The sequence below is a fragment of the Acrocarpospora corrugata genome (assembly GCF_009687845.1).
In the GTDB taxonomy this organism is placed as follows: Bacteria; Actinomycetota; Actinomycetes; order Streptosporangiales; family Streptosporangiaceae; genus Acrocarpospora; species Acrocarpospora corrugata.
In genome coordinates this window covers 208,412-230,227 of record NZ_BLAD01000039.1, presented here as the reverse complement: position 1 = coordinate 230,227, position 21,816 = coordinate 208,412, and the positions used below count along the sequence as shown (strand labels likewise).

Annotated in this window: 24 protein-coding genes; 4 read left to right on the top strand and 20 right to left on the bottom strand. The window is 69.2% G+C overall.

The features are described from left to right. Positions 1-15 precede the first annotated feature (15 nt). Positions 16-948, top strand: coding sequence for an SDR family oxidoreductase (locus Acor_RS06970; RefSeq protein WP_155335710.1), 933 nt, complete (start codon positions 16-18; stop codon positions 946-948). A gap of 29 nt (positions 949-977) precedes the next feature. On the opposite strand, the gene Acor_RS06965 is transcribed toward Acor_RS06970, so the two are convergent. After that, positions 978-1,196: a glycosyltransferase gene (locus Acor_RS06965; protein ID WP_155335709.1), complete on the bottom strand. Its 219-nt coding sequence runs from the start codon at positions 1,194-1,196 to the stop codon at positions 978-980. A gap of 475 nt (positions 1,197-1,671) precedes the next feature. Between Acor_RS06965 and Acor_RS06960 the strand changes: the two genes are divergently transcribed. Further along, positions 1,672-1,989: a hypothetical protein gene (locus tag Acor_RS06960; protein WP_155335708.1), complete on the top strand. Its 318-nt coding sequence runs from the start codon at positions 1,672-1,674 to the stop codon at positions 1,987-1,989. Here Acor_RS06960 and Acor_RS06955 read toward each other — a convergent pair. The 5 genes from Acor_RS06955 to Acor_RS06935 form a co-directional block, all read right to left on the bottom strand. Beyond that, positions 1,983-3,461 carry a glycoside hydrolase family 130 protein gene (locus Acor_RS06955; RefSeq protein ID WP_155335707.1) on the bottom strand — a complete coding sequence of 493 codons (1,479 nt, stop codon included), beginning with the start codon at positions 3,459-3,461 and terminating at the stop codon, positions 1,983-1,985. The two genes, Acor_RS06960 and Acor_RS06955, sit on opposite strands and share 7 nt — an antisense overlap. Continuing rightward, positions 3,458-4,462: a glycosyltransferase gene (locus Acor_RS06950; RefSeq protein ID WP_155335706.1), complete on the bottom strand. Its 1,005-nt coding sequence runs from the start codon at positions 4,460-4,462 to the stop codon at positions 3,458-3,460. The genes Acor_RS06955 and Acor_RS06950 overlap by 4 nt, the downstream gene beginning before the upstream one ends. After that, positions 4,459-5,589: a glycosyltransferase gene (locus tag Acor_RS06945; RefSeq protein ID WP_246238471.1), complete on the bottom strand. Its 1,131-nt coding sequence runs from the start codon at positions 5,587-5,589 to the stop codon at positions 4,459-4,461. Before Acor_RS06945 ends, Acor_RS06950 begins: the two co-directional genes overlap by 4 nt. Before the next feature lie 182 nt (positions 5,590-5,771). Continuing rightward, a complete protein-coding gene (locus tag Acor_RS06940; RefSeq protein ID WP_155335705.1) occupies positions 5,772-6,779 on the bottom strand; it encodes a glycosyltransferase family 4 protein in 1,008 nt (335 codons plus the stop codon). A 228-nt stretch (positions 6,780-7,007) separates the two neighbouring features. Then, on the bottom strand, positions 7,008-7,439 hold the full coding sequence (locus tag Acor_RS06935) for a DUF2000 domain-containing protein (RefSeq protein ID WP_155335704.1): 432 nt from the start codon (positions 7,437-7,439) through the stop codon (positions 7,008-7,010). A gap of 50 nt (positions 7,440-7,489) precedes the next feature. Here Acor_RS06935 and Acor_RS06930 point away from each other — a divergent pair, with 50 nt between their 5' ends. Next, the gene (locus tag Acor_RS06930; RefSeq protein WP_155335703.1) at positions 7,490-8,287 is read left to right on the top strand and encodes a helix-turn-helix transcriptional regulator; all 798 of its coding nucleotides are present in this window, start codon (positions 7,490-7,492) and stop codon (positions 8,285-8,287) included. Between the two features lie 110 nt (positions 8,288-8,397). Beyond that, positions 8,398-8,775 carry an STAS domain-containing protein gene (locus Acor_RS06925; protein WP_155335702.1) on the top strand — a complete coding sequence of 126 codons (378 nt, stop codon included), beginning with the start codon at positions 8,398-8,400 and terminating at the stop codon, positions 8,773-8,775. A 17-nt stretch (positions 8,776-8,792) separates the two neighbouring features. Here the strand turns inward: Acor_RS06925 and Acor_RS06920 are convergent, their stop codons facing one another. The 14 genes from Acor_RS06920 to Acor_RS06855 all read right to left on the bottom strand — a co-directional run bounded on the left by Acor_RS06920 (position 8,793) and on the right by Acor_RS06855 (position 21,709). Then, positions 8,793-9,185, bottom strand: coding sequence for a radical SAM protein (locus Acor_RS06920; protein ID WP_218034159.1), 393 nt, complete (start codon positions 9,183-9,185; stop codon positions 8,793-8,795). Next, the gene (locus tag Acor_RS06915) at positions 9,139-9,930 is read right to left on the bottom strand and encodes a DNA glycosylase family protein (protein ID WP_218034158.1); all 792 of its coding nucleotides are present in this window, start codon (positions 9,928-9,930) and stop codon (positions 9,139-9,141) included. Before Acor_RS06915 ends, Acor_RS06920 begins: the two co-directional genes overlap by 47 nt. A gap of 107 nt (positions 9,931-10,037) precedes the next feature. Next, positions 10,038-10,265, bottom strand: a complete 228-nt coding sequence (locus Acor_RS06910; RefSeq protein WP_170316804.1) for a hypothetical protein — start codon at positions 10,263-10,265, stop codon at positions 10,038-10,040. Between the two features lie 40 nt (positions 10,266-10,305). Continuing rightward, entirely contained in the window at positions 10,306-10,497 is a 192-nt protein-coding gene (locus tag Acor_RS06905) for a hypothetical protein (protein ID WP_155335700.1), read from the bottom strand. A 266-nt stretch (positions 10,498-10,763) separates the two neighbouring features. Continuing rightward, positions 10,764-13,145, bottom strand: a complete 2,382-nt coding sequence (locus Acor_RS06900; protein ID WP_155335699.1) for an ExeM/NucH family extracellular endonuclease — start codon at positions 13,143-13,145, stop codon at positions 10,764-10,766. A gap of 165 nt (positions 13,146-13,310) precedes the next feature. Beyond that, positions 13,311-14,252 carry a hypothetical protein gene (locus tag Acor_RS06895; RefSeq protein WP_155335698.1) on the bottom strand — a complete coding sequence of 314 codons (942 nt, stop codon included), beginning with the start codon at positions 14,250-14,252 and terminating at the stop codon, positions 13,311-13,313. Continuing rightward, positions 14,233-15,120: a hypothetical protein gene (locus tag Acor_RS06890; RefSeq protein WP_155335697.1), complete on the bottom strand. Its 888-nt coding sequence runs from the start codon at positions 15,118-15,120 to the stop codon at positions 14,233-14,235. Before Acor_RS06890 ends, Acor_RS06895 begins: the two co-directional genes overlap by 20 nt. 121 nt (positions 15,121-15,241) lie before the next feature. Then, positions 15,242-16,147, bottom strand: a complete 906-nt coding sequence (locus tag Acor_RS06885; RefSeq protein WP_155335696.1) for a hypothetical protein — start codon at positions 16,145-16,147, stop codon at positions 15,242-15,244. A 126-nt stretch (positions 16,148-16,273) separates the two neighbouring features. Beyond that, positions 16,274-16,900, bottom strand: a complete 627-nt coding sequence (locus Acor_RS06880) for a TetR/AcrR family transcriptional regulator (RefSeq protein WP_155335695.1) — start codon at positions 16,898-16,900, stop codon at positions 16,274-16,276. Positions 16,901-16,917: 17 nt separating this feature from the next. After that, entirely contained in the window at positions 16,918-17,718 is an 801-nt protein-coding gene (locus Acor_RS06875; RefSeq protein WP_155335694.1) for a class I SAM-dependent methyltransferase, read from the bottom strand. A 68-nt stretch (positions 17,719-17,786) separates the two neighbouring features. Further along, positions 17,787-19,334 (bottom strand): sensor histidine kinase, encoded by a 1,548-nt coding sequence (locus Acor_RS06870; protein ID WP_218034157.1) that lies wholly within the window; start codon positions 19,332-19,334, stop codon positions 17,787-17,789. After that, positions 19,331-20,008, bottom strand: coding sequence for a response regulator transcription factor (locus Acor_RS06865; RefSeq protein ID WP_155335693.1), 678 nt, complete (start codon positions 20,006-20,008; stop codon positions 19,331-19,333). The genes Acor_RS06870 and Acor_RS06865 overlap by 4 nt, the downstream gene beginning before the upstream one ends. 19 nt (positions 20,009-20,027) lie before the next feature. Beyond that, complete coding sequence (locus Acor_RS06860; protein ID WP_155335692.1) at positions 20,028-20,807, bottom strand: ABC transporter permease subunit; 780 nt, start codon at positions 20,805-20,807, stop codon at positions 20,028-20,030. Beyond that, entirely contained in the window at positions 20,804-21,709 is a 906-nt protein-coding gene (locus Acor_RS06855; protein ID WP_155335691.1) for an ABC transporter ATP-binding protein, read from the bottom strand. The genes Acor_RS06860 and Acor_RS06855 overlap by 4 nt, the downstream gene beginning before the upstream one ends. Between the last annotated feature and the right edge of the window lie 107 nt (positions 21,710-21,816).

Sequence of the window (21,816 nt, the reverse complement as noted above, 5' to 3'; positions counted from 1 at the left end):
TCTCTAAGGAGAGTCATGTACATCGTCCCTGATCAGACCGGGAAACTCGCCGTCGTCACCGGCGCCAACAGCGGCACGGGCAAAGAGGCCGCCCGCCGGCTCGCCGACGCGGGGGCGCGGGTCGTGCTGGCCGTGCGCACCCCGGCCAAGGGGGAGCAGGCCCGCGCCGAGATCCTGGCGCGGCACCCGCACGCCCAGCTCGACGTGCGCCGCCTCGACCTGGCCGACCTCGCCTCCGTCCGGGAGTTCGCGGACCGGCTCCTCGCCGACGGCGTCCCCCTCGACCTGCTGGTCAACAACGCCGGCGTGATGGCTCCGCCGACCCGGATGGCCACGGCCGACGCCTTCGAACTCCAGTTGGGCACCAACTTTCTCGGCCCGTTCGCCCTGACCGTACGGCTCCTGCCGCTGCTGCTCGCCGCCACCGCGTCACGCGTGGCCACCATGAGCAGCGGCACCGCCCACTATGGGCGGATCGACTTCGACGATCTCAACTGGGAACGCCGCCGGTATGGGCCCAATCGCGCGTACGCGCAGTCCAAGCTGGCCGACCTGATGCTGACCAAGCACCTGGCCGTCATCGCGGTCCAGCGCGGGTGGAACCTTCTCAGCACCGGTGCCCATCCCGGTTACACCCGTACGAACCTGCAGACGGCCGGCGCGAGCCTCGGCCGCGACAAGCCCGGCCGCCTCAGCAGCATGCTCTACTCCCTCAACTTCCTCCCGTCCCAGGACGTCGAACCCGGCACCGAGCCCCTCCTGCACGCCGCCACCAGCTCCGACGTGGTCCCCGGCGGCTACTACGGCCCCGGCGGGAGCTTCGGCCTCGTCGGCCCCACCGTCACGGCCCGCGCACCCCGCCGCGCCCTCGACCCCGTCGTCAACGCCCGCCTGTGGACCGTCGCCGAACACCTCACCAACGTCGCCCTCCCCACCACCGTCCGCTGAGGGCCGGGCCTATCGTGCCGCGAGACGGTTCACCGCTTCGCCCACAGGCGCTGGTCGACCACCGCGGGCAGCCCGATCGACGGGACGCCCGCGCCTGTCGTGCCCGCGCCCGCATGATGCGCCAGCACCGCCATCCGGGGAAACAGCCATTCATGCGGGACATCGCCCACACTGATGACGTCGTCACTCTTCACCGGCACCCCCGTCTGCAGGATCCCGCGAAGCCCCGCCTTACGCAGCGCCGCCACCGCGATCTCCGTCTCCCGCTCCCGGGAGCCCAGGCTGCCGAATCCGATGTACGCCGGTCGGGCACCCGCGTCGAGGAAATCGACCAGTTAGGCCGGGGGCAGCCAGGCCGGGTCGAGTTCCGGCCACCAGTACCCGGTCACCTCCAGGCCGTCGCGCCAGTCCGCCGGGCGTGGCAGGACTTTCGGGCTGAAGCCGTGAAACACCGGTTGGCGCTCGTCTTCGCGGCGGCGGTAGGCGGAGCGGGAACTGATCGGCGGGAGTCCGAGGCGCTTGCGTAACGCCGCGGCCGACCCGGCGAACGCGGGAGACGGGAATCGTAAACAAATGATTTGATTACCGCCTGGAGCGGATCTTCGGCGAGTTCTGAAGATCCAGTTCAGGTGAGTGGGTGAGGCGTTCCGATACCATCGGCCTATGAGCTGAGTGTCTTCCTCTTCGAGAGGGCGTCAGCCACTACCGAGAGCGAGACGCGACATGAGTAGTGCTCGCATATCTGATGATCAAGAAAAACTCGACGAGCAGGCCGGGCATGCGGCCAACGCGCAGTGGCTCAAGGACAACCCGGACGCGATGCCGCAGGTGAGCGCGGGCCGCTGGGCCGTGTACGACCGGTTCGGCCGGCTGTGCGGGCATCTCGTCGGCAACGGCGCGACCAGGGACACCCGCTTCAAGGCGGTCGTCGTCGCCAGCGAGTGGATGCCGACGGGCGGGACGCCGGACGGCTACGGCATCACCCTGCACGACGCCGGCGCGCACATCCTCGACGCCGCCGCGCGCGCCAGCACTCAGTGACGGGTGGGAACCATCGCCTCGATGAGGGTGGCGAGCGGGATCCGGGCGAACCCGATGCGGTGGTCACTCGCCCCGTACGGCAGCCACACGGCGTCATCGTGTAGCAGCCCGCCGCAGGAGTACACGACGTTAGGGACGTAGCCCTCGCGTTCACTGTCGCCGGCGGTGAGGAGCGGGCCGGGGAGCTCCGCGATGACGCGCTCCGGCTGGTCGGCGTCGAGCAGCAGTGCGCTCATGGCGTAGTCACGCATCGGACCGACACCATGGATCAGAACGATCCACCCGAATTCGGTCTCGATGGGTGAGCCGCAGTTGCCCACCTGGATCAGTTCCCAGCTGCGGCGGGGGGCGTGCAACGGCACCGGCGGCTGCCACGTGCTGTCCCGGTCGAGCGTGGTCAGCCCGATGGTCTCCCCGTCGGAGCGGCACAGCGCCAGACTGCGCCCGCCCACCGGTCGCGGGAACAGCGCCATCCCCTTGTTGGCGGCGGCCGGGCCACGCATCGGGGTGATCTCGAAACGGCGCAGGTCATCGCTGGCGATCAGGTGGGACCTGATGTGCCGTCCGTCGTAGGCGGTGTAGGTGGCGCGATACGACGAACCGCCGTCCGCGTCGACGACCCGGACGAACCGCGCGTCCTCCATGCCGTTGCTCTCGTCCGCGGTCGCCGGCCAGAGCACCCGCCGATGCAGCGGAAGCCCGGCGTCGAAGGTCACGGCGTAGTCGGAGCGCGTCGCGCGGCGCATCTCCTCCAGGGTCCGCTGCGTGGTGGTACGGGTGTGCAGGTCGGCGGGCAGCCGCGAGATCGTCCGCTCGAACTCGTCGTCGTCGAAGCGTTCCGGCAGGGCTTCCAGCATGGTCGCCGACACCTCGTTGTCCAAGGCGTCACCGGACAGCCCGGCGGCGAGCAGGTCGCGCCGATGGCGGATCGGCTGGGTGCTGCCGACCGACAGCGCCCCGGAACGGTCGGCCAGTTCCAACTGGGCGCCGGGCCCGAGCACCGCCGTGGCGAAGCCGATGGAGGACAGGTGCCCCTCACCGATCTGCCGCAGGCTGATCGCCGCGCGGAGCTGCCCGGGGAGCAGCCCGGACTGGTCGGGGTGCGGGACCATCGACGGGTTGCACACCGCCGCGGCCTCGACCGCGTACTCGTGGCTGAAGTACGCGCCCACCAGCAGGCGGGCGGCCATGGACAGGTCGGCGTCGCGCGGAACCCGATGGCGGACCAGGTCGTGGTGGTGGGCGAAGGTCGCTTCGAGGTCCTGGTGCCGCCAGCCGAACCGCCGGAGCGTCTCCTTGAGCATGCCCGCCGTCGTGTCCTCGTCCAGGAGCATGATCCGGTCGATGAGCGCGGCGGCCCTGGTCCGGGTGAGCGCCGCGTCCTCGCCGGGCACGAAGAGCTTGACGATCACTCTGCGCGGGTCGGGAGTGATCGCCGGGCCGAGCCGTACGGCCAGATCGTCGCTGGTCATGAGAGTTCCCTGGCGTGCTGCATGGTGGAGATCAGCGCGAGAGTCGACTCCGCGCCCTGGTTGAGGTTGGGGCCCTGCTCGGTCAGGCCGTCGAAGCCGCCGCCGGTGGCCGGATCCCACATCAGGGCGCTGGCGTCGTTGGCGCCCTGGAACCAGGACACCGCCCGCCGTACCCCCTGCTGCCAGGACGGATCGCCGGTGACCAGGGAGGCGACGGCGCAGGCGTCGGCGAGCGCGGCCACCTCGATCGGCTGCTGGTCGAACTGGGCCCGGGGCTCGCCCGGCCGCCAGCCGGTGGCGGGGACGACGGAGAGCCTGCCGTTCTTGGTCTGGATGTCGCACAGCCAGGTGAGCATCTGCAGGCCGGTGTTGAGCACCTGCCGGTCGTCGCTCAGGTCCCCGGCGGAGATGAGCACCTCGGCCAGCGCGGCGTTGGCATAGCTCAGGTACGGCTCAGGCCACGGCCAGGACGGATCCTCCGGGAGCGCGCCGATCGCCGCGACGGCGTCGGTCAGCAGCGTGGCCGCCACGCCGCTGTCCGGGCTGGCCCGCAGGACCTCCGCCGCGCCGAGCCCGGCGAACGCCATGGCGCGCCGATGCGGGGAACGCTGCTCGGCGCCGAGCGTGAACGCGGTCAGCGCCTCGTCCCTGATCCAGGGCGCGGAGTGGCGGCCCGCCGCGGTGCCCAACCCCCAGAGCGCCCGCCCCCACCAGTCGCCGGCGCCAGGCTCGTCGCGCCAACGCCGGTCGAAGGTGAGCCTGTTCCGGAACGCGCCGGAGGGACCCTGGGCGTGGGTGAGAAAGCCCAGGTAGCTCTCGGCCAGCCGGGTCAGCCGATGCGACGGGCGCGGTTCCCGGCAGACGACGACGAGCCCGCGGGCCACGTCGTCGGTGCAGTACCCGTGCTCGCGGCGGACGACGGCGTGCCGCGCGTGCTCGAACAGCCCGGTGTCATCGCTCAACCGGATCAGGTGCGCGAAACCGGGCGTGGCGGAGCTCATCGCAGCGCTGCCACAGCCGGCCGCGCGGCCAGAAGCGACCGGGCGAGACCGGCGTATCGGGCCGCGACCGCAGGCCACAGCATGGTCGGCACCAGCGCGCGGGTCCGGCCGGAGAGCTCGTCGGCCAGCCCGGGTTCGGTGAGAATGCGGCGTACGGCGGCGGCGAGCGAGCCAGGGTCGCCGTGCGGAACCAGCAGCCCGGGACCGCCCGCCAGTAACTCCACGGCGTGCGGGAACGAGGTGGCGACCACGGGCACGCCCGCCGCCACGGCCTCGATCAGCACCCCGGAGGTGACCTGCTCCGCCGAGTCGTACGGCAGCACGACGATGTCGGCCGAGCGGACCAGGCGGCTCAGCGACTCCTGATCCCGGTAGACCGGATCGTGCCGCACCGACGCGGACACCCCGAGCTGAGCGGCGAGTTCGTGCAGGCCGTCGCGGTACGCCTCGCCCTGGAACTCCAGCACCTTGGGGTGGGTCGCGCCGGCGATGGTGTAGACCGGGGCCAGGTCTTTCAGCTGGGCGAGCGCGCGCAACGCCCACTCGATGCCCTTGCCGGGGCCGATCAGGCCCCAGGTGAGCAGGTGCGGACGGGCGTGCCGGTGGGCCGGGATCCGCTGGTGGTCGGCGGTGCCGTGCGGGATGACGAAGATCTTGCCGGGGTCGACGCGGTAGCCGGTGAGCAACCGGTCCCGGGCGGTGCCGGTCATGGTCACGACCACGTCGGCGGTGGCGGCGATCGCTTCGAGCAGGGCTTTCTGCCGGGTGGTGGGCCTGGTCAGGACGGTGTGCAGGACCACGATGCTGGGGACGCGGAGGCTCTGCAGCAGGGGGAGGACGTCCTGGCCGTCCGAGCCGGGGTAGATGCCGTACTCGTGCTGGATGACGGCGACGTCGAAGTCGTCCAGGGCGGAGGCCGCGGCGCGCCAGCCGCCGGAGTCGGTGGGGGACCAGGTGTGCACGACCCCCGGGCGGGGGCGTTCGTCGTCGCCGTCGGCGGTGACCCGGACGATGCCGCCGTACAGGCCGCCTTCGGTGAGATGGGCGGCGAGGGCGGAGTTGAATGTGGCCAGTCCGCAGAGAGTGGGCGGATGGGTGCTGAGAAAGCCGTACGTGCAGGCCAACATGATGCCTTCCATTGGGTGCCCGTGGCGGGAATGCGCGCCATGCGGGCTCGCGTAGACGGCTGACCGTCTATTGGTGCGATGGAATCCTGAGCCTGTCGCCGGGGGCCCGTCCTCGTACGGGGGCCCGGCTGTGGCAACCCTCAGCCGATGGCGGGGTCTGCACGATCGAATACTATCAGGCGCTAACTTTGTCCTGACATTTGGCGATATATGCGCAGGTAGTGGGTGACCATTTGGTCGACGCTGAATCGGCGTTCCGCCTGTGCGCGGCAGCCCGCGCGATCGATCGTCGCGATTTGTTTCACCGCGGCGACGGCCTCGTCGAGCGAGTCCACCAGGAAGCCGGTCACGCCCTCGTCCACGACTTCGGTCATGGATCCGCGCCGGTAGGCGATGACGGGCGTGCCGCAGGCCATCGATTCGACCACCGACAGGCCGAAGGGCTCGTCGAAGGCGATCGGATGCAGCAGAGCGGCGCCGCCGCCGAGGATCTCGCCGCGTCGCTCCGGCCCGACCGATCCGAGGAATCTGACCCGATCCCCGTCGATCTTCGGCTCGATCTCCTCCTTGAAGTACCGCTCGTCCTGGACGATCCCGCAGATGGTCAGCGGCATCCCGGCCCGCCGGGCGATCTCGATCGCCGTGTGGGTGCCCTTGTCGGGATGGACCCGGCCGAAGCTGATCAGGTGTTCGCCGCCCGTGGGGGAGAACGGGAACGCGTCGACGTCGATGCCGTGGTGGACGGTGGCGACGTAGTCCAGCTCCGGCGCGCGGTCCGAGTCCGAGATCGACACGTAGGCGGACCTGGCCCGGACGTAGGCGGGCAGGATGCCCGCTCCGGAGAATCCGTGCACTGTGGTCAGCATCGGGACACGGCAGTGGTCGGCGAAGGCCAGCGGCAGCCAGTCGAGATGACTGTGCACGAGATCGAACTCACCTGAGCGGCTGAACGCGTGCGCGACGTGCATGGCTTCCCATACCCGCCCATCGACGGACGGATCATCCGCGTATCCGCGCGGGCACACCCCGTCCAGCGTGCCGGCGGTGACCGAGTCCAGGGTGGCGAACAACGTCACATCGACGCCACGCGCGACGAGCCCTTCGGCCAGCAGACTCGTGACCTGCTCCCAGGGCCCGTAGTGAAGCGGAGGCGTACGCCACGCGACCGGCCCCAGAAGGGCGACCTTCACGAAAGGGATCTCACGGTCAACGACTGGAAGGACCGCCTGTCTGTACGGCTCATCGCGCACCTCCTGGTGTGCTCGCCATTCATCGTCAGGCCATTACGCCGTTTCTGCCTCACGAGTGAGCAGGCGATCCAGCGTGCCTGACACCTCCAGAGGTCCGCGACCAGTATGGGCGCTTCGCGGGTTCCTTCCGCCAGGGCCGCCGAAACCACCGGACCCCACGGGCGTGCCTCACGGGTGCATTCGTGCGCCTTTGGTCACTCGATCGACGGCGTTGCGCGCACCATAGACGGCGATCCCGACCAGATCGAGGGCGTCGCTCGTGACCGCGCGTACCGCAGCCCGGTTGTCGTGGTCGTTGCCGGTGCCGAACAGATCAGACGTGAAGACCGACAGCTTGAGGTCGCGGGCCAGAGCTCTGCCATACGCCGCGGTCACCTGCTCCTTCGACCCCTCGAAAACGAGCACAGGCTGACGGAACATCGGCAGATACGCGGTGCCGTCCGCGTCCTGATAAGGCTCGCCGATCACTTCCGGGGCGACGAAACCCACCCCGCTGACCAGGAAGGCCGTCACGTTCAGCCGCTGCCACACCGCGAGGTCGTCCCGAAGCAGGACGGCGATTTTGGTGTCGAAGCGGACGGGCTGAGGTCGCTGTTCCATGGCTGAGACACTGCCGGTCCCACCGACGACCAGTCTTGTACGATCCTGACATGGCGGCCGACCGCGAGCTCGTCAAGGCGTGGCGACCCCCCATCAAGGGAATCACCGAAGTCCTCCACGCACGATTCGTCGAGCATGCGTATCCCATGCACGTCCACGACTCCTGGACGGTTCTCATCATCGACGACGGAATGGTCCGCTACGACCTGGACCGTCACGAACACGGCGCCCTCACCAAACTCGTGACCCTGCTCCCGCCCTACGTCCCGCACAACGGACGGGCCGCCAACTCCCAGGGCTTCAGAAAACGAGTCCTCTACCTCGACCAAGCCGAACTAGGCGAAGACCTGATCGGCCCCGCGGTCGACCACCCAGCCCTGGGCGACCCCCAACTACGCCAATCCATCGACCGCCTGCACACCGCCCTGCTGTCCCCCGGCGAAGAACTGGAAGCCGAAACCCGCCTGAAGCTAATCCACGAACGCCTCCACACCCACCTCCTCCGCACAACAGACGACAACCCCGCCCCACCCGATCCCCGCCTGGCCCGCGACCTACGTGACCTACTGGACTCGCACATAAACGAGGGCATCTCCCTCGACGAGGCCGCCAGACACCTGCACCGCCACCCCACCCACCTCATCCGCGCCTTCACCCGCGCCTACGCCATGGCCCCCCACCAATACCTGACCTCCCGCCGAGTAGACCAAGCCCGCCACCTGCTACTCCAGGGCCTACCCCCCAGCACCGCCGCCATCGATTCCGGCTTCTACGACCAATCCCATCTGACCCGCCACTTCAAACGAATCCTCGGCGTCAGCCCCGCCCGCTATGCGAGCCAGAGATAGCCGGTCACGCCCTGCCTTACGAGAGGCAGACTGAAGAGCAACCGGAACTTTCACCGAGGAGCTGACCGAGCGCAGAGCGAGGCTGCGGCCGAGACGAAAGGTTGTGGCGCATGACAGGTGAGTATCCTGGTACCGCTCTGGAGGTGCGTGCGGCACTCGCGGATTGGTACGCGGTTCTGCATGTGAGCGGTGAGTTCCGCGGGGACGAGCATTTGGGAGCCCGTCTTCGAGATGAGATGGCAGCCCTGCCCATGCCTGACCCACCATTCCTGGTCTTGGACCTGGCCGGGGTTTCCTCTTGGGACAGCTGGGCGATCGGGGCCATTATCTCAACCGCGAAACGCGTTATGACGAACGGTGGCGGGTTCGCCGTCGCGGCGAGCCCCGCTGATCTGCTGGCACACTGCCGCCGGACCGGCGTGGAGCGGGTATTCGGTTTTCACGAGACGGTTGAACAGGCCGCGGAGGAATTGCGACCTGGCCACTAAGGGGCCCCTGGCTTCCCTCACCAGCCGTGCAAGCCCACCGATTTTCCCGCCAGGTAAGGTGCGACGCCTGCCATGAGCCGGGTGCCCGGGTCGAGCGCGGCGGCTATGCCGGCGCTGATGTCGTAGGTCGGGGCGAGCAGGTTGAGCCCGACCCAGCGGGGAGCGAGCTGGTTGATCGCGTTGATGGTGACGGCGACGGGCAAGCCATGGGCCTCGGCGTCCAGGACGGCGACGTTGTGGCCTTGGGTGGCGGCGTGGGTGGCGATGTAGGCCATTCCGAGGACGGGCAGCGTGTAGTCGTTGACGCGGGGCCGTAGTGCGTAGTCTCGCAGTGGCGCGTTGACGAGCAGCAGATCGAGTGGATCAGTCGGGCGCGCTCCCTTGATCAGCGAGTGCGGACTGATGGGCATGGTGGTCTCCCCAGGCGAGTGTGAGCACGGTCAGGGTGGACAGATGCGGGCCAGCGAGCGTGGACCACAACGCGGCGAACTCACGTTCGTCCGGCCAGTCCGTGAGCGGGTCGGCACGGCTGGCCCAGGTGCGTACGGCCAGATCGGCGTGCGGGTAGAAGGCGAAGTCGCCGCTGTAGTCGGCGACGGCTGCCCCAGCGGTCCACGGCCCGATGCGTGGGATGGTCTGTATCTCCTTGACCAGCACATCGGGCGGCAGTTCTGCCCAGTGGCCCCGATGGCGCAGGTAGGCATCGGCGGCGGCCTGAAGCGGCCGGCACTTGAAAGACATACCGAGCTTGGCGAACACCTCCCGACCGAGGCCGATCACCTGCTCGGGCGCGGGGATGAGCCAGGCTGGCCCGGCCTGCTGGCCGATGGCGCTGCGGAAGGTGCGATGCATGGCACGGGCCTGGCCCGAGCGGATGACCTGGCGGATGATCGCGGTGGCCAAGGACTCCCACAGGTCGGCCGTGCGCAGCCGGGTCACCGGGCCGAGGGCTTCCAGCGCAGTGCGGAGCCCGCTCGGCAGCGGCCGTTCCACGATGATCGCTGGGTCATAACGGTCGACAATGGGCGGGTGGGTTGCGTCCGCCAGCGGAGTCGCCTCGTACGGGAGAGCGGAAACCAGCCAAGGACCCGAGGCGGTGCGGGTGGCGCGGACGGGGCGTCCCTGATGGGTGTCCCAGGCGGGGTGGTCGAGCATCAGCCAGGACGTGGCAGTTCTCCTTTCAGCGCCCGCGACGGCGTCGCCCTCAGACGGTATGAAGGGGCGCACGCACCACGCGACGAGTGTGCAAAAAGATGCAGCAGCTAAGATTCCAGCGACTCCAGCGAAGCCCGCATGAGTGCTCGGGCGGCCTCGCCGTAGACGCCTTGTGAAGCGAGTAACCGGAATGCTTGGGCGTACAACGCGATCTCGCTCGGCGTAGTGATCCTCAGCCATCCGGACACGAATTCGGAGTCCACCTGGCCTTCGTCTGCCTGGCCGTTCTGCCACGCCTGGAACCACGGGTCGGACCGCATGTATGCATCCCGCATCTCAAGGTGGTACGCGGAGCGCTGGGCCGCCTGGACGAGATCAGCCGGACTCGGACCCGGTATCGTCACGCTTTACCTCCGCGAGGAGATCCGCCATGTCGCGATGGAAGCTGATGAGTGTCTCACCCGCTGGGATGTTGTCGCGACCCGAAGCAGCCAGTAGGTCGGCCTGTACGGAAAGGTCCGCGACCACGTAGCCCTGCATGTAGCAGAGGTCGGTCTCGTCATCCATCCATAGCGTAGGTGAGTCCCCGTCGGGAGACTCCTTCCACTTGCCGATGTACCGTATCGCCACGTGTCCTCCATCTTGGTGCGAGGAAAGTGCGGCACGAACATGCCCGGACGCGAGCCTGAACGGAAAGCGTCGGAGAGTCAAGGACCTTCGCCCTTTCTGGACTTTGCGGGCGGGGACTTTCCGATGCTCGCGCAGGGCTCATAAGAGATGAATGGGCGTCCCCGGTAGACCGGAGACGCCCATTGACTACCTAGCGGATTCGGTTACAGCTTGAGGCCGACCAGCAGTGGGTCGTGGTCGGAGGAGCGGTAGGCGTCAGGGGCGTACAGGTAGGGCGGGTTGAACTCGGTGTTGTAGTCCATGAACCGGCCCTCGTCGGAGTTGATGTGCCAGATGGTGGCGCCGGTTACCAGTTTGTTCAGCTTCTTGTCGGCCAGGACGTGGTCGAGTTCGCCGGACAGGCCTTCGAAGACGTAGCTGTAGCGGTCTTGTTTGGCGATGTGCTTCTTGCTCAGGCTGGTCAGGCCGGCGTTCTCGAAGACGTGCATGGGGTCTTCTTCGCCGTAGGCGTTGATGTCACCGACGACCAGGACGTTCTGCAGGTTGAGGCTGTCGCGCAGGGTCAGCAGAGCCTGTGCCTGCTTGACGCGCTTGGCGTTGTAGCAGCTCTGGCCGTCGCCCTGGTCGGCGTCGGGGCCGGTGGCGGGGCCGTCCACGTCGGTGCAGCCCTTGGACTTGAAGTGGTTGACCAGGATGGTGAAGAGTTCGCCCTTGCCGTCGGCGCGGCGGAAGGCCTGGACCAGCGGGGGGCGGTTGAAGATCGGATCGGCCGAGGACTGGGCGGCGCCGATCGGGGTGACCTTGGCGGGCTTGTAGATCAGTGCGGTCTGGATGAGGTCGGTGCCCGGGTTGGGGTGGGTGATCGCCTTGTACGTGCCCGCGCCGGCCGTGGCGTTGAGGGCGTTGACCAGGGCGCTGAGGGCCACGTCGTTGTTGCGCTCGACCTCCATCAGGCCGGCCACGTCGGGGTCGAGGCTGAGGATGTTGGCGACCAGCTTGGCGAGCTGGCGGTCGCGCTCGATGGCCGTGGTGGCGCCGCGGGAGCCGAGGGTGGTGAACCAGTTGAGGGTGTTGAGGCTGGCCACGCGGGTGTTGCCGCCGACGCGGTCGGGCTCGGCGGAGCGCGGGTTCTGCGACCGGAAGACGGTCGGCTGGGTCGGCTGGACCCGGTAGAGGTTGAAGCCGTAGGTAATGACGCCGGTCAGCTTCTTCAGCTCGTCGCCGAGGCGGACCGTGGTCAATCCTTCGGTGTGGTACGGGAGAGTGGCCGGGTTCTGCACGTTGGAGCCGTCGTCGAGCAGGATGGTGCGCCGGGCGTCCTTCTCGGTGTCCACGTCCTCGCGGTCGGTGGGCTGCCAGAGCCGCTCCTCCGCCGAGATGGTGACCTCGCCGAACCGGCCGAGGTTGTAGATCTCCGAGGCGACCATCTTGTCGTCGAAGGTGACGAGCATGTTCTCGTACCGCTCGAAGGAGGTGCCGCTCTTGATCGGCAGTTCCAGGTCGACCGGCTTGACGGTGCCGGTGCCGCAGATGTCGACCGAGGTGGCCGGGGAGATCTCGGTGAGGCCGCTGAACTCGATCACCTTGCCGGAGACGAGCACGCGGTCGCCGACCGTGACGGGGGCGTTGGAGAACACGAACAGGCCCTCGGAGGTGGCAGCGTCGTTGTCCGGCTTGGTGTCCTGGATGTAGAAGCCGCCGAGCTGGCCGGACGCCTGGAAGTCGCCGGTGACGACGCCCTCGACGCGGACGTCCGTGCCGGCGATCGGGCTGGCGTCGCCGCTGCCCTGGACCTGCGCGATCCGGTGCGTGACCGGGGTGTCGCACGAGGTGGTCGGTGGGACGCTCGGGCTCGGGGAGGGAGACGGGCTGACCGAGGGCGACGGCGTCGGCGACGGAGAGGGGGACGGCTGGACGCCGCCGCAGGGGGCCGCCGTGGTCGCGCTGTTGCGCGGGGCGGGGGCGCCGGTCTCGAAGTCGGCGGCGTTGTCGTCGGTGTCGGCGCAGCCGGCGGTCTTGCGGATCGCGGCGGTGGTGTTGCTGAGCGCGGGGGTGGCGGCGGTGCCTTCGAAGAAGTTCGCCGTACCGAAACCGACCAGGTCGGCGATGAGCGCGAGCTGGTCGGGGGTGCAGACGACGGTGGAGCCGTTGCAGGCCAGGCCGTCGGTGGAGTGGACCAGCGCCATCTTGCCCGCGGTGCCGCTGACGCTGATGTTGCCGATGTCGTCGGGGGTGGGGAGCGAGCCGCTCGGGGTGGCGCCCGCAGCCAGCTGGACCAGGTGGTACTGGCCGGGGGCGAGGGTGCCGGTGAGGTTGGTCTTGTTGGCGGCGAAGTTCCCCGTGCCGGTGGCGCTGGTGTACTGCACCGACCAGCCGGTCAGCGAGATGGAGGCGCCGCTGCGGTTGAAGACTTCGACGTAGTCGTTGGTCAGGGGGGCGCCGAGGTTTCCGCCCCCTCCGTAGACCTGGCTGATGACTACTGTTCCCGGCGTCGCGGCGGCGGGAGCGGAGGGGAGGGCGGCGAAGGACCCGGCGGTGACGCCGAAAGTCACGAGCATCGCGAGGGCCCGGGGCATGGGACGCATGGCTGGGAGAGTAAAGCCATGGATGGGTAGAAATGCTGTCCTGACGGTTGATTAATGATGAATTAGAACGAATTGACAACGTCTGTCGATCACGGGGTCGGCCATGTGGGGAAATGTGACCTTGTTGGGTCGGTGCGCATATGCGATTGGCGATTGTTCGGCTTCTCAGGGGGCCATCAGCTGGAGTCTGATGCCGTCGTCGTACGGGAGGACGAACGTCGAGATGGCCACCGTGGTATCGGTGGGCTGCCAGGTCAGGGGGACCAGGAAGAGGCGGTCGTGGGATTCGAGCAGGAGCCGGAAGCCCTGGTAACGGTGGCGGTGCGGGAAGGCTTCGCCGAAGTCGTCGTACTGGATCTCCGGGGGGACGTCGATGATGGGTTCCTTGCAGTACAGGACGACCGCGGGGCGGGTGGCCAGGGTTTTCGCGTCCTCCAGGCCGCGGGCCACGCCGACCTCGGCGGCCAGGCTGCCGCCGCCCCAGAACAGGCCGACCACGGCGATTCCGGCCGCGATGATCCTGGCCGTGCGCGTGGCCCCTGCGGACAGGAAGTCGCGGCCGGTACGGGAGAGGATCCACAGCCCGTAGACCAGCAGGGGCGCGCCGAAGGCCAGCGACAACGGCGTGACGCCGGGGGATTCGTCGGCTGAGACGCGGGCGTTCACCAGGCCGATCAGGCCGCGTACGGTCAGCGCCGCGCCGCCCGCCATGGACAGGGCCGCGACCACGCGCATGGTCCGGTTCCGGCCGGCGGCGAGCTGGCGGGTGACGACGGCGTGCACCAGGAGGATCAGCAGGAAGCCGAAGAGCAGCAGCGCCGCCGCGGGGTAGATGGTCTCCACGCCGAACAGGATCAGGTCCTGGTTGGACAGGTCGGCCAGTTCCAGGTAGACGCCGAAGAAGCGGAACCGCTGGTAGGTGGCGACGTAGCCGTACCAGATGAGGAGGCCGGTGATGATCGTTATCGGCGGGCCGAAGGTGGTGAGGGTGTTCAGCCGGTCGGCCCAGCTCTTCTCCGGCGGGGTTTCGGGCGGGGGTGGTTCGGCGGCGACGGGAGGCGGGGCGCGGCGTTCCTGCCGCGCCTGCCTAGCCGCAGCGCGACGCAAGGTATCGGTCGCCGTTCGCGTCGACGGTCGCGCAGACCTCGGTGGTGGCGTTCCATACTGCGCGTACGGGTTTGTCGGGGCTTGGGGAGTGGGAGTCGCCGAGGGCGGCGCACGGGCCGGAGCGGTCGACGCACAGGGTGGCGAACTTGAACGCGGCGGTCGCGCGGTAGACGCCGGGTTTGACCGGGTCGTCGATCGATGCCCGCATTGTGGCCTCGATCCCGCACTGGCCCTGGGCGTTCAGTCCTTCGGCGCAGGGCGGTTCGTCGGCGCAGGGGCCGGCGCTGAGGCTCACGTTGCCCTCGGGGGCGTTCTCGGTCTCGGGGGCGGCCTGCGGGTCCGGCGTCACCAGGCCGCCGCTGCCCATCGACACGCTCGTGATCACGGTGTCCTTGTCGCCGGGGAGTACGACGGTTACGCACGTCTCCCTGGGCGTGCGGTTCTGCAGCGAGGCGCCGCCGGGGACCTGCACGGTCGGGGTCTTCCACGGTGACGGAGACGGCCGCGCGGGCGACGGGCTCGGCTTCACGACGGGGGTGGGCTTCACTGTCGGAGTCGGTTTGACCGTTGGGGTCGGTTTGACCGCCGGCTTCTTCGTGGGCGTCGCCTTCGTCGGGGTGGGCCTGGGGAGGACGGTCGCTTTGGTAGGCGTCGGTTCCGGTTCCGGTTTCTTCGAGGGCTTCGCCCGGGTGACCGGTGTCGGCGAGGCGGAGAATGGCGACGCGCTTTCGGCGGCGGCCGTGTACGTTCCCGGCGACGGTGTCGACAGTGGCGCGTCCCCGCTGACGATCTGGGCTTCGTCAGGGGAACAGGCGGTCAGTAGGACGGCGGCGCAGAGGCCGACGGCGATCCTTACGAAAGCGCTCATTGCTGCCTCCCTTTCTCGCGAAAGGTGCGTGGCTCTCCCCGAAAATCTATCCAACTACCGAAGCTAGCGGCAAATGAATAAATATGATTGAGTACCCCCTACTCAATCTGTCCTTGCGGTTTTAGTTCCTGACCGTAATTCGTATGGCACCGGATTTCGCCTCGTAGATGTCGTGGGATTGGTCGGTGTCGCCGGTGCCGGGGAGGGCTTCGCGGGTTCTGAACCAGACCCGGGCGCCGACGGCGGACGCCGCGACGAAGTGGGCGTCGAGGTTGGCGGTGCCGGGGGTGATCAGCCGTACGCGACCGGCCGTGGCTTCGTAGATGTCGCGGGTCAGGTCGGTGTCCCCGGTCCCGGGGATCGCCTCGTCGGTACGGAACCAGACGCGCGAGCCGTCAGCGGAGGCGCCGACGAACGTCGCGGGGATATCGGAGACACCCAGGGAGACCAGGGTGATCGCGCGGTGCGTCGTTCGCTGGTAGATGTCGTAGGCGTAGTCGGTGTCGCCGGTGCGGGGAATGGCTTCGGCGGTTCCGAACCAGAGCCGCTTTCCGTCCACGGACGCGCCGAGAAACTGCGCGGGCTCGTCGGCGCTGCCCGGGGAAACCAGCCGGAGGACGTTTCCGTTGGTCCGCTCATAGATGTCCGAAGCGGTGTCGGTGTCGCCGGTGCCTGGGATCGTCTCATGGGTGGCGAACCAGACGGGACCCTTGCCGCCGTGGCCGCGCAGGAAAGTCGTTCCGATATTCCGCCCGCCCGTCGAGATCAACCGGACCTTTCCGTCGGGCCTCCGCTCGTAAATATCCTCAGCCCAGTCGGTGTCACCGGTTCCCGGGAAGGCTTCGGTGGTCGAAAACCAGACCCGGGTGCCGTCGACGGCGGCCCCTCGATAGATGGCGGGAGCGGCCACCGCCTCATAAACAGGAATGGCCGTGGCCGTCTGTACGGCCAAAGGCCGACCGGACAGTGCGATCAAGACGACCGCGCCAAGGAGCGCGGCGACGTGTAACCATCGAATGGCTCCCATGAGCTGTCCCCAAGCCGATCTCTATAGCCGACGCCCTCTGAATCGGGCCGCTTAGGCACAGGGTCCAGCCAGTCACGCCCGCGAGTCTGCGTAGAAGTACCGAGACAGACCCTTCTGCGGACGTGGTCAGACGATGCCGTTGATGAGGGTCGTGACGATGCCGTCGATGTATCCGGGCGGGATGTCGTTCGGGGACGGTTGGGCGCCCTGGACATACAGCCGGGGGAGGATCAGTTCGTGGCACGCCCCGATGAGGATGGTCGCGGCCGCGTCGGGGTTCGCGGTGGAGCGGAGGCGGCCGAGTCGCTGTTCGGCTCGGAGGTAGGCGGCCAGGTTCGCCTGGAGGCCCTGGCCGTCGGCCATCGGATTGGACAGTTCGGCGAAGCGGGCCAGGACTTTGGGCTGGGAGACGAGTCCGGCGAAAGCGGGCATGATCGCCATGTGCAGCCGGAGCGCGTAGTCCAGGTAGGCGCGCAGGTTGGCTTCCAGGGTGTCCTGGCCGGGGGTGCCGGGGCGTTCGCCGAGCGCGCGTTCGGTGTTGCGGACGTGGGCGTGCAGGGCGACCGCGAGGAGTTCCTCCTTGTCGGTGAAGTGGTTGTAGAGCACGCCGTCGGCGACCTGGGCGTTTCTGGCGATGTCGCGCACGGTGAAGCCGGCGGCGCCGCGTTCGGCCATCAGGTGTTCGCAGGTGGCGATGAGGTGGTCGCGCAGGCTCTGGTCGTCGCGGAGTGCGGCTGCTTTTCTGGGTGACATCGGGAGAGAGTTTATGGTCAGGTGGGCTTGGTGGCGGTGATGAGCCAGGCGGCGCCGCGTAGCCGTACACCGTCGGGGTGTTCGTGGGGCCTGAGTGCGCTTTGGAGTGCTTCGCGGATTGAGGTGTCGGCCTGGCCGAGGGCGTAGCGCACCGGGCCCCAGGCGCTGAGGAAGGCGGCGGCGTCGGGGGCGTCGCGTCCCCATATTCCGGTGGCTTCGACGGGGGTGGCGGTGATGTCGGTGAGGCCCGCTTTGGTGAAGACTTTGGCGATGACCGCCGGGTCCGACAGCGAAAGGGGTCCGGAACCGTCGCCGGCGGGCAGGTGTTCGGCGACGGCGGCGAATATGAGTCCCAGGTCGCTGTCGTTGAGGGCGCGCATGCTCAGGAAGGCGATGCGGCCACCTGGTCGGAGTGCGCGGGCGATGTTGGCGAAGCCGGCGACCGGGTCGGCGAAGAACATGATGCCGAAGCGGCTGACCGCGATGTCGAACGCGGCTTCCGGGAAGGGGTGGATCTGGGCGTCGCCCTGCTCGAAGGTCAGGTTGGCGATGCCTTCCGCGTTGGTGCGGGCTCGGCGCAGCATCGGCTCGGAGAGGTCGATGCCGTGGGCGCCGGCCGCTCGTCGCGCGGCCAGCCGGGTCAGCTGGCCGTTGCCGCAGCCGACGTCCAGGACCCGATCTTGTACGTCGATAGCGGCGAGCACGTAGTCGTTGAAGCCGCTGTTGACGGCGTCGTAGCGGTCGTGGTTGTCGGCCCAGTGGTTCCCCTCGTAGCCGTTCCACGCCTCGGCCTGATGAAGGTTGGCGATCTCATTCAACTTGATCCTCCGTTATGAACGCACGTTCATGAATGCTTGTTCATAATGAAGCGAGGGTGTATTCGGCGTCAAGCGCCCTGAACGGGAACCGACAGCGTGAAAGTGGCACCACGGCCGGGGGAGGTACGCAGATCGAGTCGGCCGCCGTGCGCCACCGCCAGTGAGCGCGCGATCGCGAGCCCGAGGCCCGCTCCGCCCGGCCCGGACCTGCTCCGGGAGGGGTCGGCGCGGTAGAACCGGTCGAACGCCCGGCGCGCCTGCTCGGGGGTGAGTCCGGGGCCGTCGTCCTGAATCACCAGGACCGCCTCGGCACCCCTCGTCCCGACGCCGATGCGTACGGGGCTGCCGTCCGGGGTGTGCGCCACCACATTTCCCACCAGATTGGTCACCACCTGGCGCAGCCGGGCCTCGTCCCCCAGCACCGGCGCCGAAGCGGGCGGACCCCCCTCTGGGCCGGTCAACTCGACGGGACGCCCGGGAGCGAGCGCCCGCAGATCCAGGCGGGCGTCCGCGGCCAGGGTGCGCAGGTCCATCGGCGCGAAATCCAGCGGCAGCGCGTCGCCGCCCTCATCCAGCCGGGCGAGCAACAGCAGATCCTCGACCAGCCGGGTCAGCCGCCCCGCCTCACTCTCGATCCGGGCCATCGCCGGCCCCACGTCGGTCAAACCGCCCATCCGATACAGCTCGGAGAAGCCCTTGATGCCGACCAGCGGGGTACGCAGCTCGTGACCGACATCGGCCACGAACCGCCGCAGCCGCGCCTGCGACTCGGTGCGCGCGGCGAACGCCTGCTCGATCTGGCCGAGCATGCCGTTGAGCGCGGCCGAGAGGCGCCCGACCTCGGTGTCCGGGGTCTCCGGGCCGGGCACCCTGCGGCCCAGGTCACCCGAGGCGATCGCCGCGGCGGTTTCCTCGATGCGCCGCAGCGGGCGCAGGCCGCCCCGGATCGCGAACCAACCGGCCAGCGTGAGCAGGGACAGCAGAGCGACCCCGGTGACGAGGTAGGTGACACGCAGCCGCCCGATCGTCGCGCCGACCGCGTCGAGCGAGGCCGCCACGACCACGCCACCCCCGGGCGGCTGAGCTGCGGTGACGAGGCCGCTCCCGGGCGGCTGAGCTGCCACGACGCCGCTCCCGGGAGGCCGGACCGTGCCGATGGGCAGTGGCCTGGGGCCGCGCGGCAGGACGAGCACCCGCCAGGACCCCGAGCCTGCCGTGTCCCGCGCGTCGAACGGTCGGCCGTTCAGGCGGGCGACCGCCGCGGCGTCGAGTCGCGGCAGCGCCGGGCCGCCGGACCCCGGCGGAATGCGGAGCTCCGGCCCGGTCGCGCCCGCCGGGGTGAGATTGACGATGTACAGCCGGTTGATCAGGTCGAGGTTGGTGGCCAGGGCTCTCCCGGCGAGCCGGTCCGGTGGCACCTGCTCCGTGAGGCCGGACGGCAGGACGGAGATCAGCCCGCCGAACACGCGGAGCTGGGTGTCCACCCGGTCCACCAGACTGGCCCGGAGCAGCCCGATGACGATGGACCCGCTCAGCACCAGCCCCGCTGTCAGCAGCGCGCAGGTGATCAGGAGCAGCCGGGCGCGCAGCGACATCCGGCGCAGCCGGTCCGTCACCGGGGCTCGCGGAGCACGTAGCCGACGCCGTGCACCGTGTGGATCAGCCGGGGGCCGGTCGGCTCCAGCTTCCTGCGCAGGTAGCTGACGTAGGTGTCGACGATGCTGGTGTCCCCGGCGAAGTCGTACTGCCAGACGTCCTGGATGATCCGGGTCTTGGACACGACCCGGCCCGCGTGGTCCGCCAGGTAGCAGAGCAGGCGGAACTCGGTCGGCGAGAGCCTTACCGGGATGCCGGCGCGCTGCACGTGGTGGCCCTCGACGTCGACCTCCAGGTCGCCCACGACCAGGGCGTGCGCGTGCGGGAAGCCGGTGCGGCGCAGGATCGCCCTGATTCTGGCCAGCAGTTCGGCGAGGTCGAACGGCTTGGTCACGTAGTCGTCGCCGCCGAGGGTCAGCCCGGTGACCTTGTCCGCCGGGGAGTCGCGGGCGGTGAGGAAGAGCACCGGCACCGGCGGGCGGGCCAGTTCGCGCAGTTTGCGTACCACCTGGAAGCCGTCCAGGTCGGGGAGCATCACGTCGAGCAGAATCAGGTCGGGCCGCCGGTCGAGGACCGACTCGACGGCCTCGGCGCCGGTGGCGGCGGAGTCGACGGCGAAGCCGGCGAAGCGCAGGGTCGCCGACAGCAGTTCCCGCACGGTGGGCTCGTCGTCCACCACCAGCAGCCGTTCCATCGTCACCTCCCTGTCATCATCATGCGTCCCGAACGCGGAAGGCCGCGAAGGCGGCGGCCAGCAGGACGGCCGCCCAGCCGCACGTCACGGCGATCCCGGCCCACGGCCCGGGGAGCGTGGGGTCGGCGTCCAGGCTGAGCAGCCGCAGCCCCGCCGTGATCGGCCAGTAGCTCAGGATGAGCCGCGCCAGCCACTCCGGATACAGCGACGACATCGCCGGGACCAGGATGCCGATCACGATGACGATGCTGAGCGCGCCCGCCGTGCTGCGGATCAGGCAGCCGATGGCCAGCCCGATCAGGCTCACCAGCGCAAGCAGCAGCCCGGCTCCGGCCATGACGCGCGTCATGCCTGGCTGGTCCAGGGAATTGACGGGCACGTCTCTGGCGATCAGCACCGCGCGGCTGACGAAGAACGCCGCGAGCCCCGTCACTGTACCCGTCACCAGCGTGACGGCGGCGCAGACCAGGGCCTTGGCCGCGAGCACCCGGCCCCGGCGTGGGGTCGTGGTCAGGGTCAGCGGCATCGTCCGGGTGGCGTACTCGACGGTGAAGGCCCGCAGCCCCAGATAGCCGACGACGATCTGTGCGAAGAGCAGGGCGCGGAAGTCCGGGTCAGGCTGGTAGGCGGCGCGTTCGGCGATCGTGAACCTGGCGTACTCGGTCGCTCTCGCGAAGCCGAACAGCAGCGCGAAGAGAGTGCCGAGCACGACGATGCCGAGCACAGTGATCCAGGTCGACCTCATCGTCCACGCCTTGCACCATTCCGAGCGGATCGTGTCGGCGAGCGTCGTGGTCATCTGGCGGCCTCGAACTCGACGGACTCCCTGGTCAGCGCCATGAACGCCGCCTCCAGCGAGGCGCGGCGCGGGGTCAGCTCGTGCAGCACGATCCCCTCGGCCGCGGCCAGCCGCCCGACCTCGGGCGCGGTCACTCCGGTCACGATCAGCTCCTCGCCGTCCTGTTCTCCGTGCCGTACGGCGGAGGCGCCGTAGGCCACCAGCGTGCCGGCGAACGTCCGCGCGTCCGGGGTGCGCACCAGCACGCCGTCCGGGCGGGCGAACGCCTCGACGGTGGTGTCGGCGATCAGCCGGCCGCGGGCCACGACGATCAGCCGGTCGGCGGTCAGCGCCATCTCCGCCATCAGATGGCTGGACACCAGCACCGTCCGCCCCTCGGCGGCGAGCTGGCGCATCAGCGTACGAATCCACACGATGCCCTCCGGGTCGAGCCCGTTGACGGGTTCGTCCAGGAGCAGCACCTCGGGGTCCCCCAGAAGGGCGGCGGCGAGGCCCAGCCGCTGGCTCATGCCGAGCGAGAAGGCGCCCGCGCGCCGGTGCGCCACGGCCGTCAGCCCGACCAGGTCGAGGACCTCGTCCACGCGGCGCGGCGACAGCCGGTTGCTCGACGCCAGGCACCGCAGGTGGTCCCTGGCCGTGCGCTGCGGGTGTACGGCTCCCGCGTCCAGCAGCGCACCCACCGCCCGCATCGGCGCGGCCAGGTCGGCGAACGGTGATCCGAGCACCCGAGCCTGCCCCGCGCTGGGCGCGTCAAGCCCGAGGATCATCCGCATCGTGGTGGTTTTGCCGGCTCCATTGGGGCCGAGGAAGCCGGTCACCGACCCGGGCGCGACGTCGAACGTCAGGTCGTCGACCGCCGTGACCGGGCCGTAGCGCTTGCTCAGACCTTCCACTTCGATCATCGGGCCTCTCTCTGTCGTCTCATGACGCAGAGCCTCCGCGATCTCGCTGCAGGGTTGCTGAGCGGTTCTGGGAGAAATCTGTGAGCAGACGGCTCCCAAGGCATCGA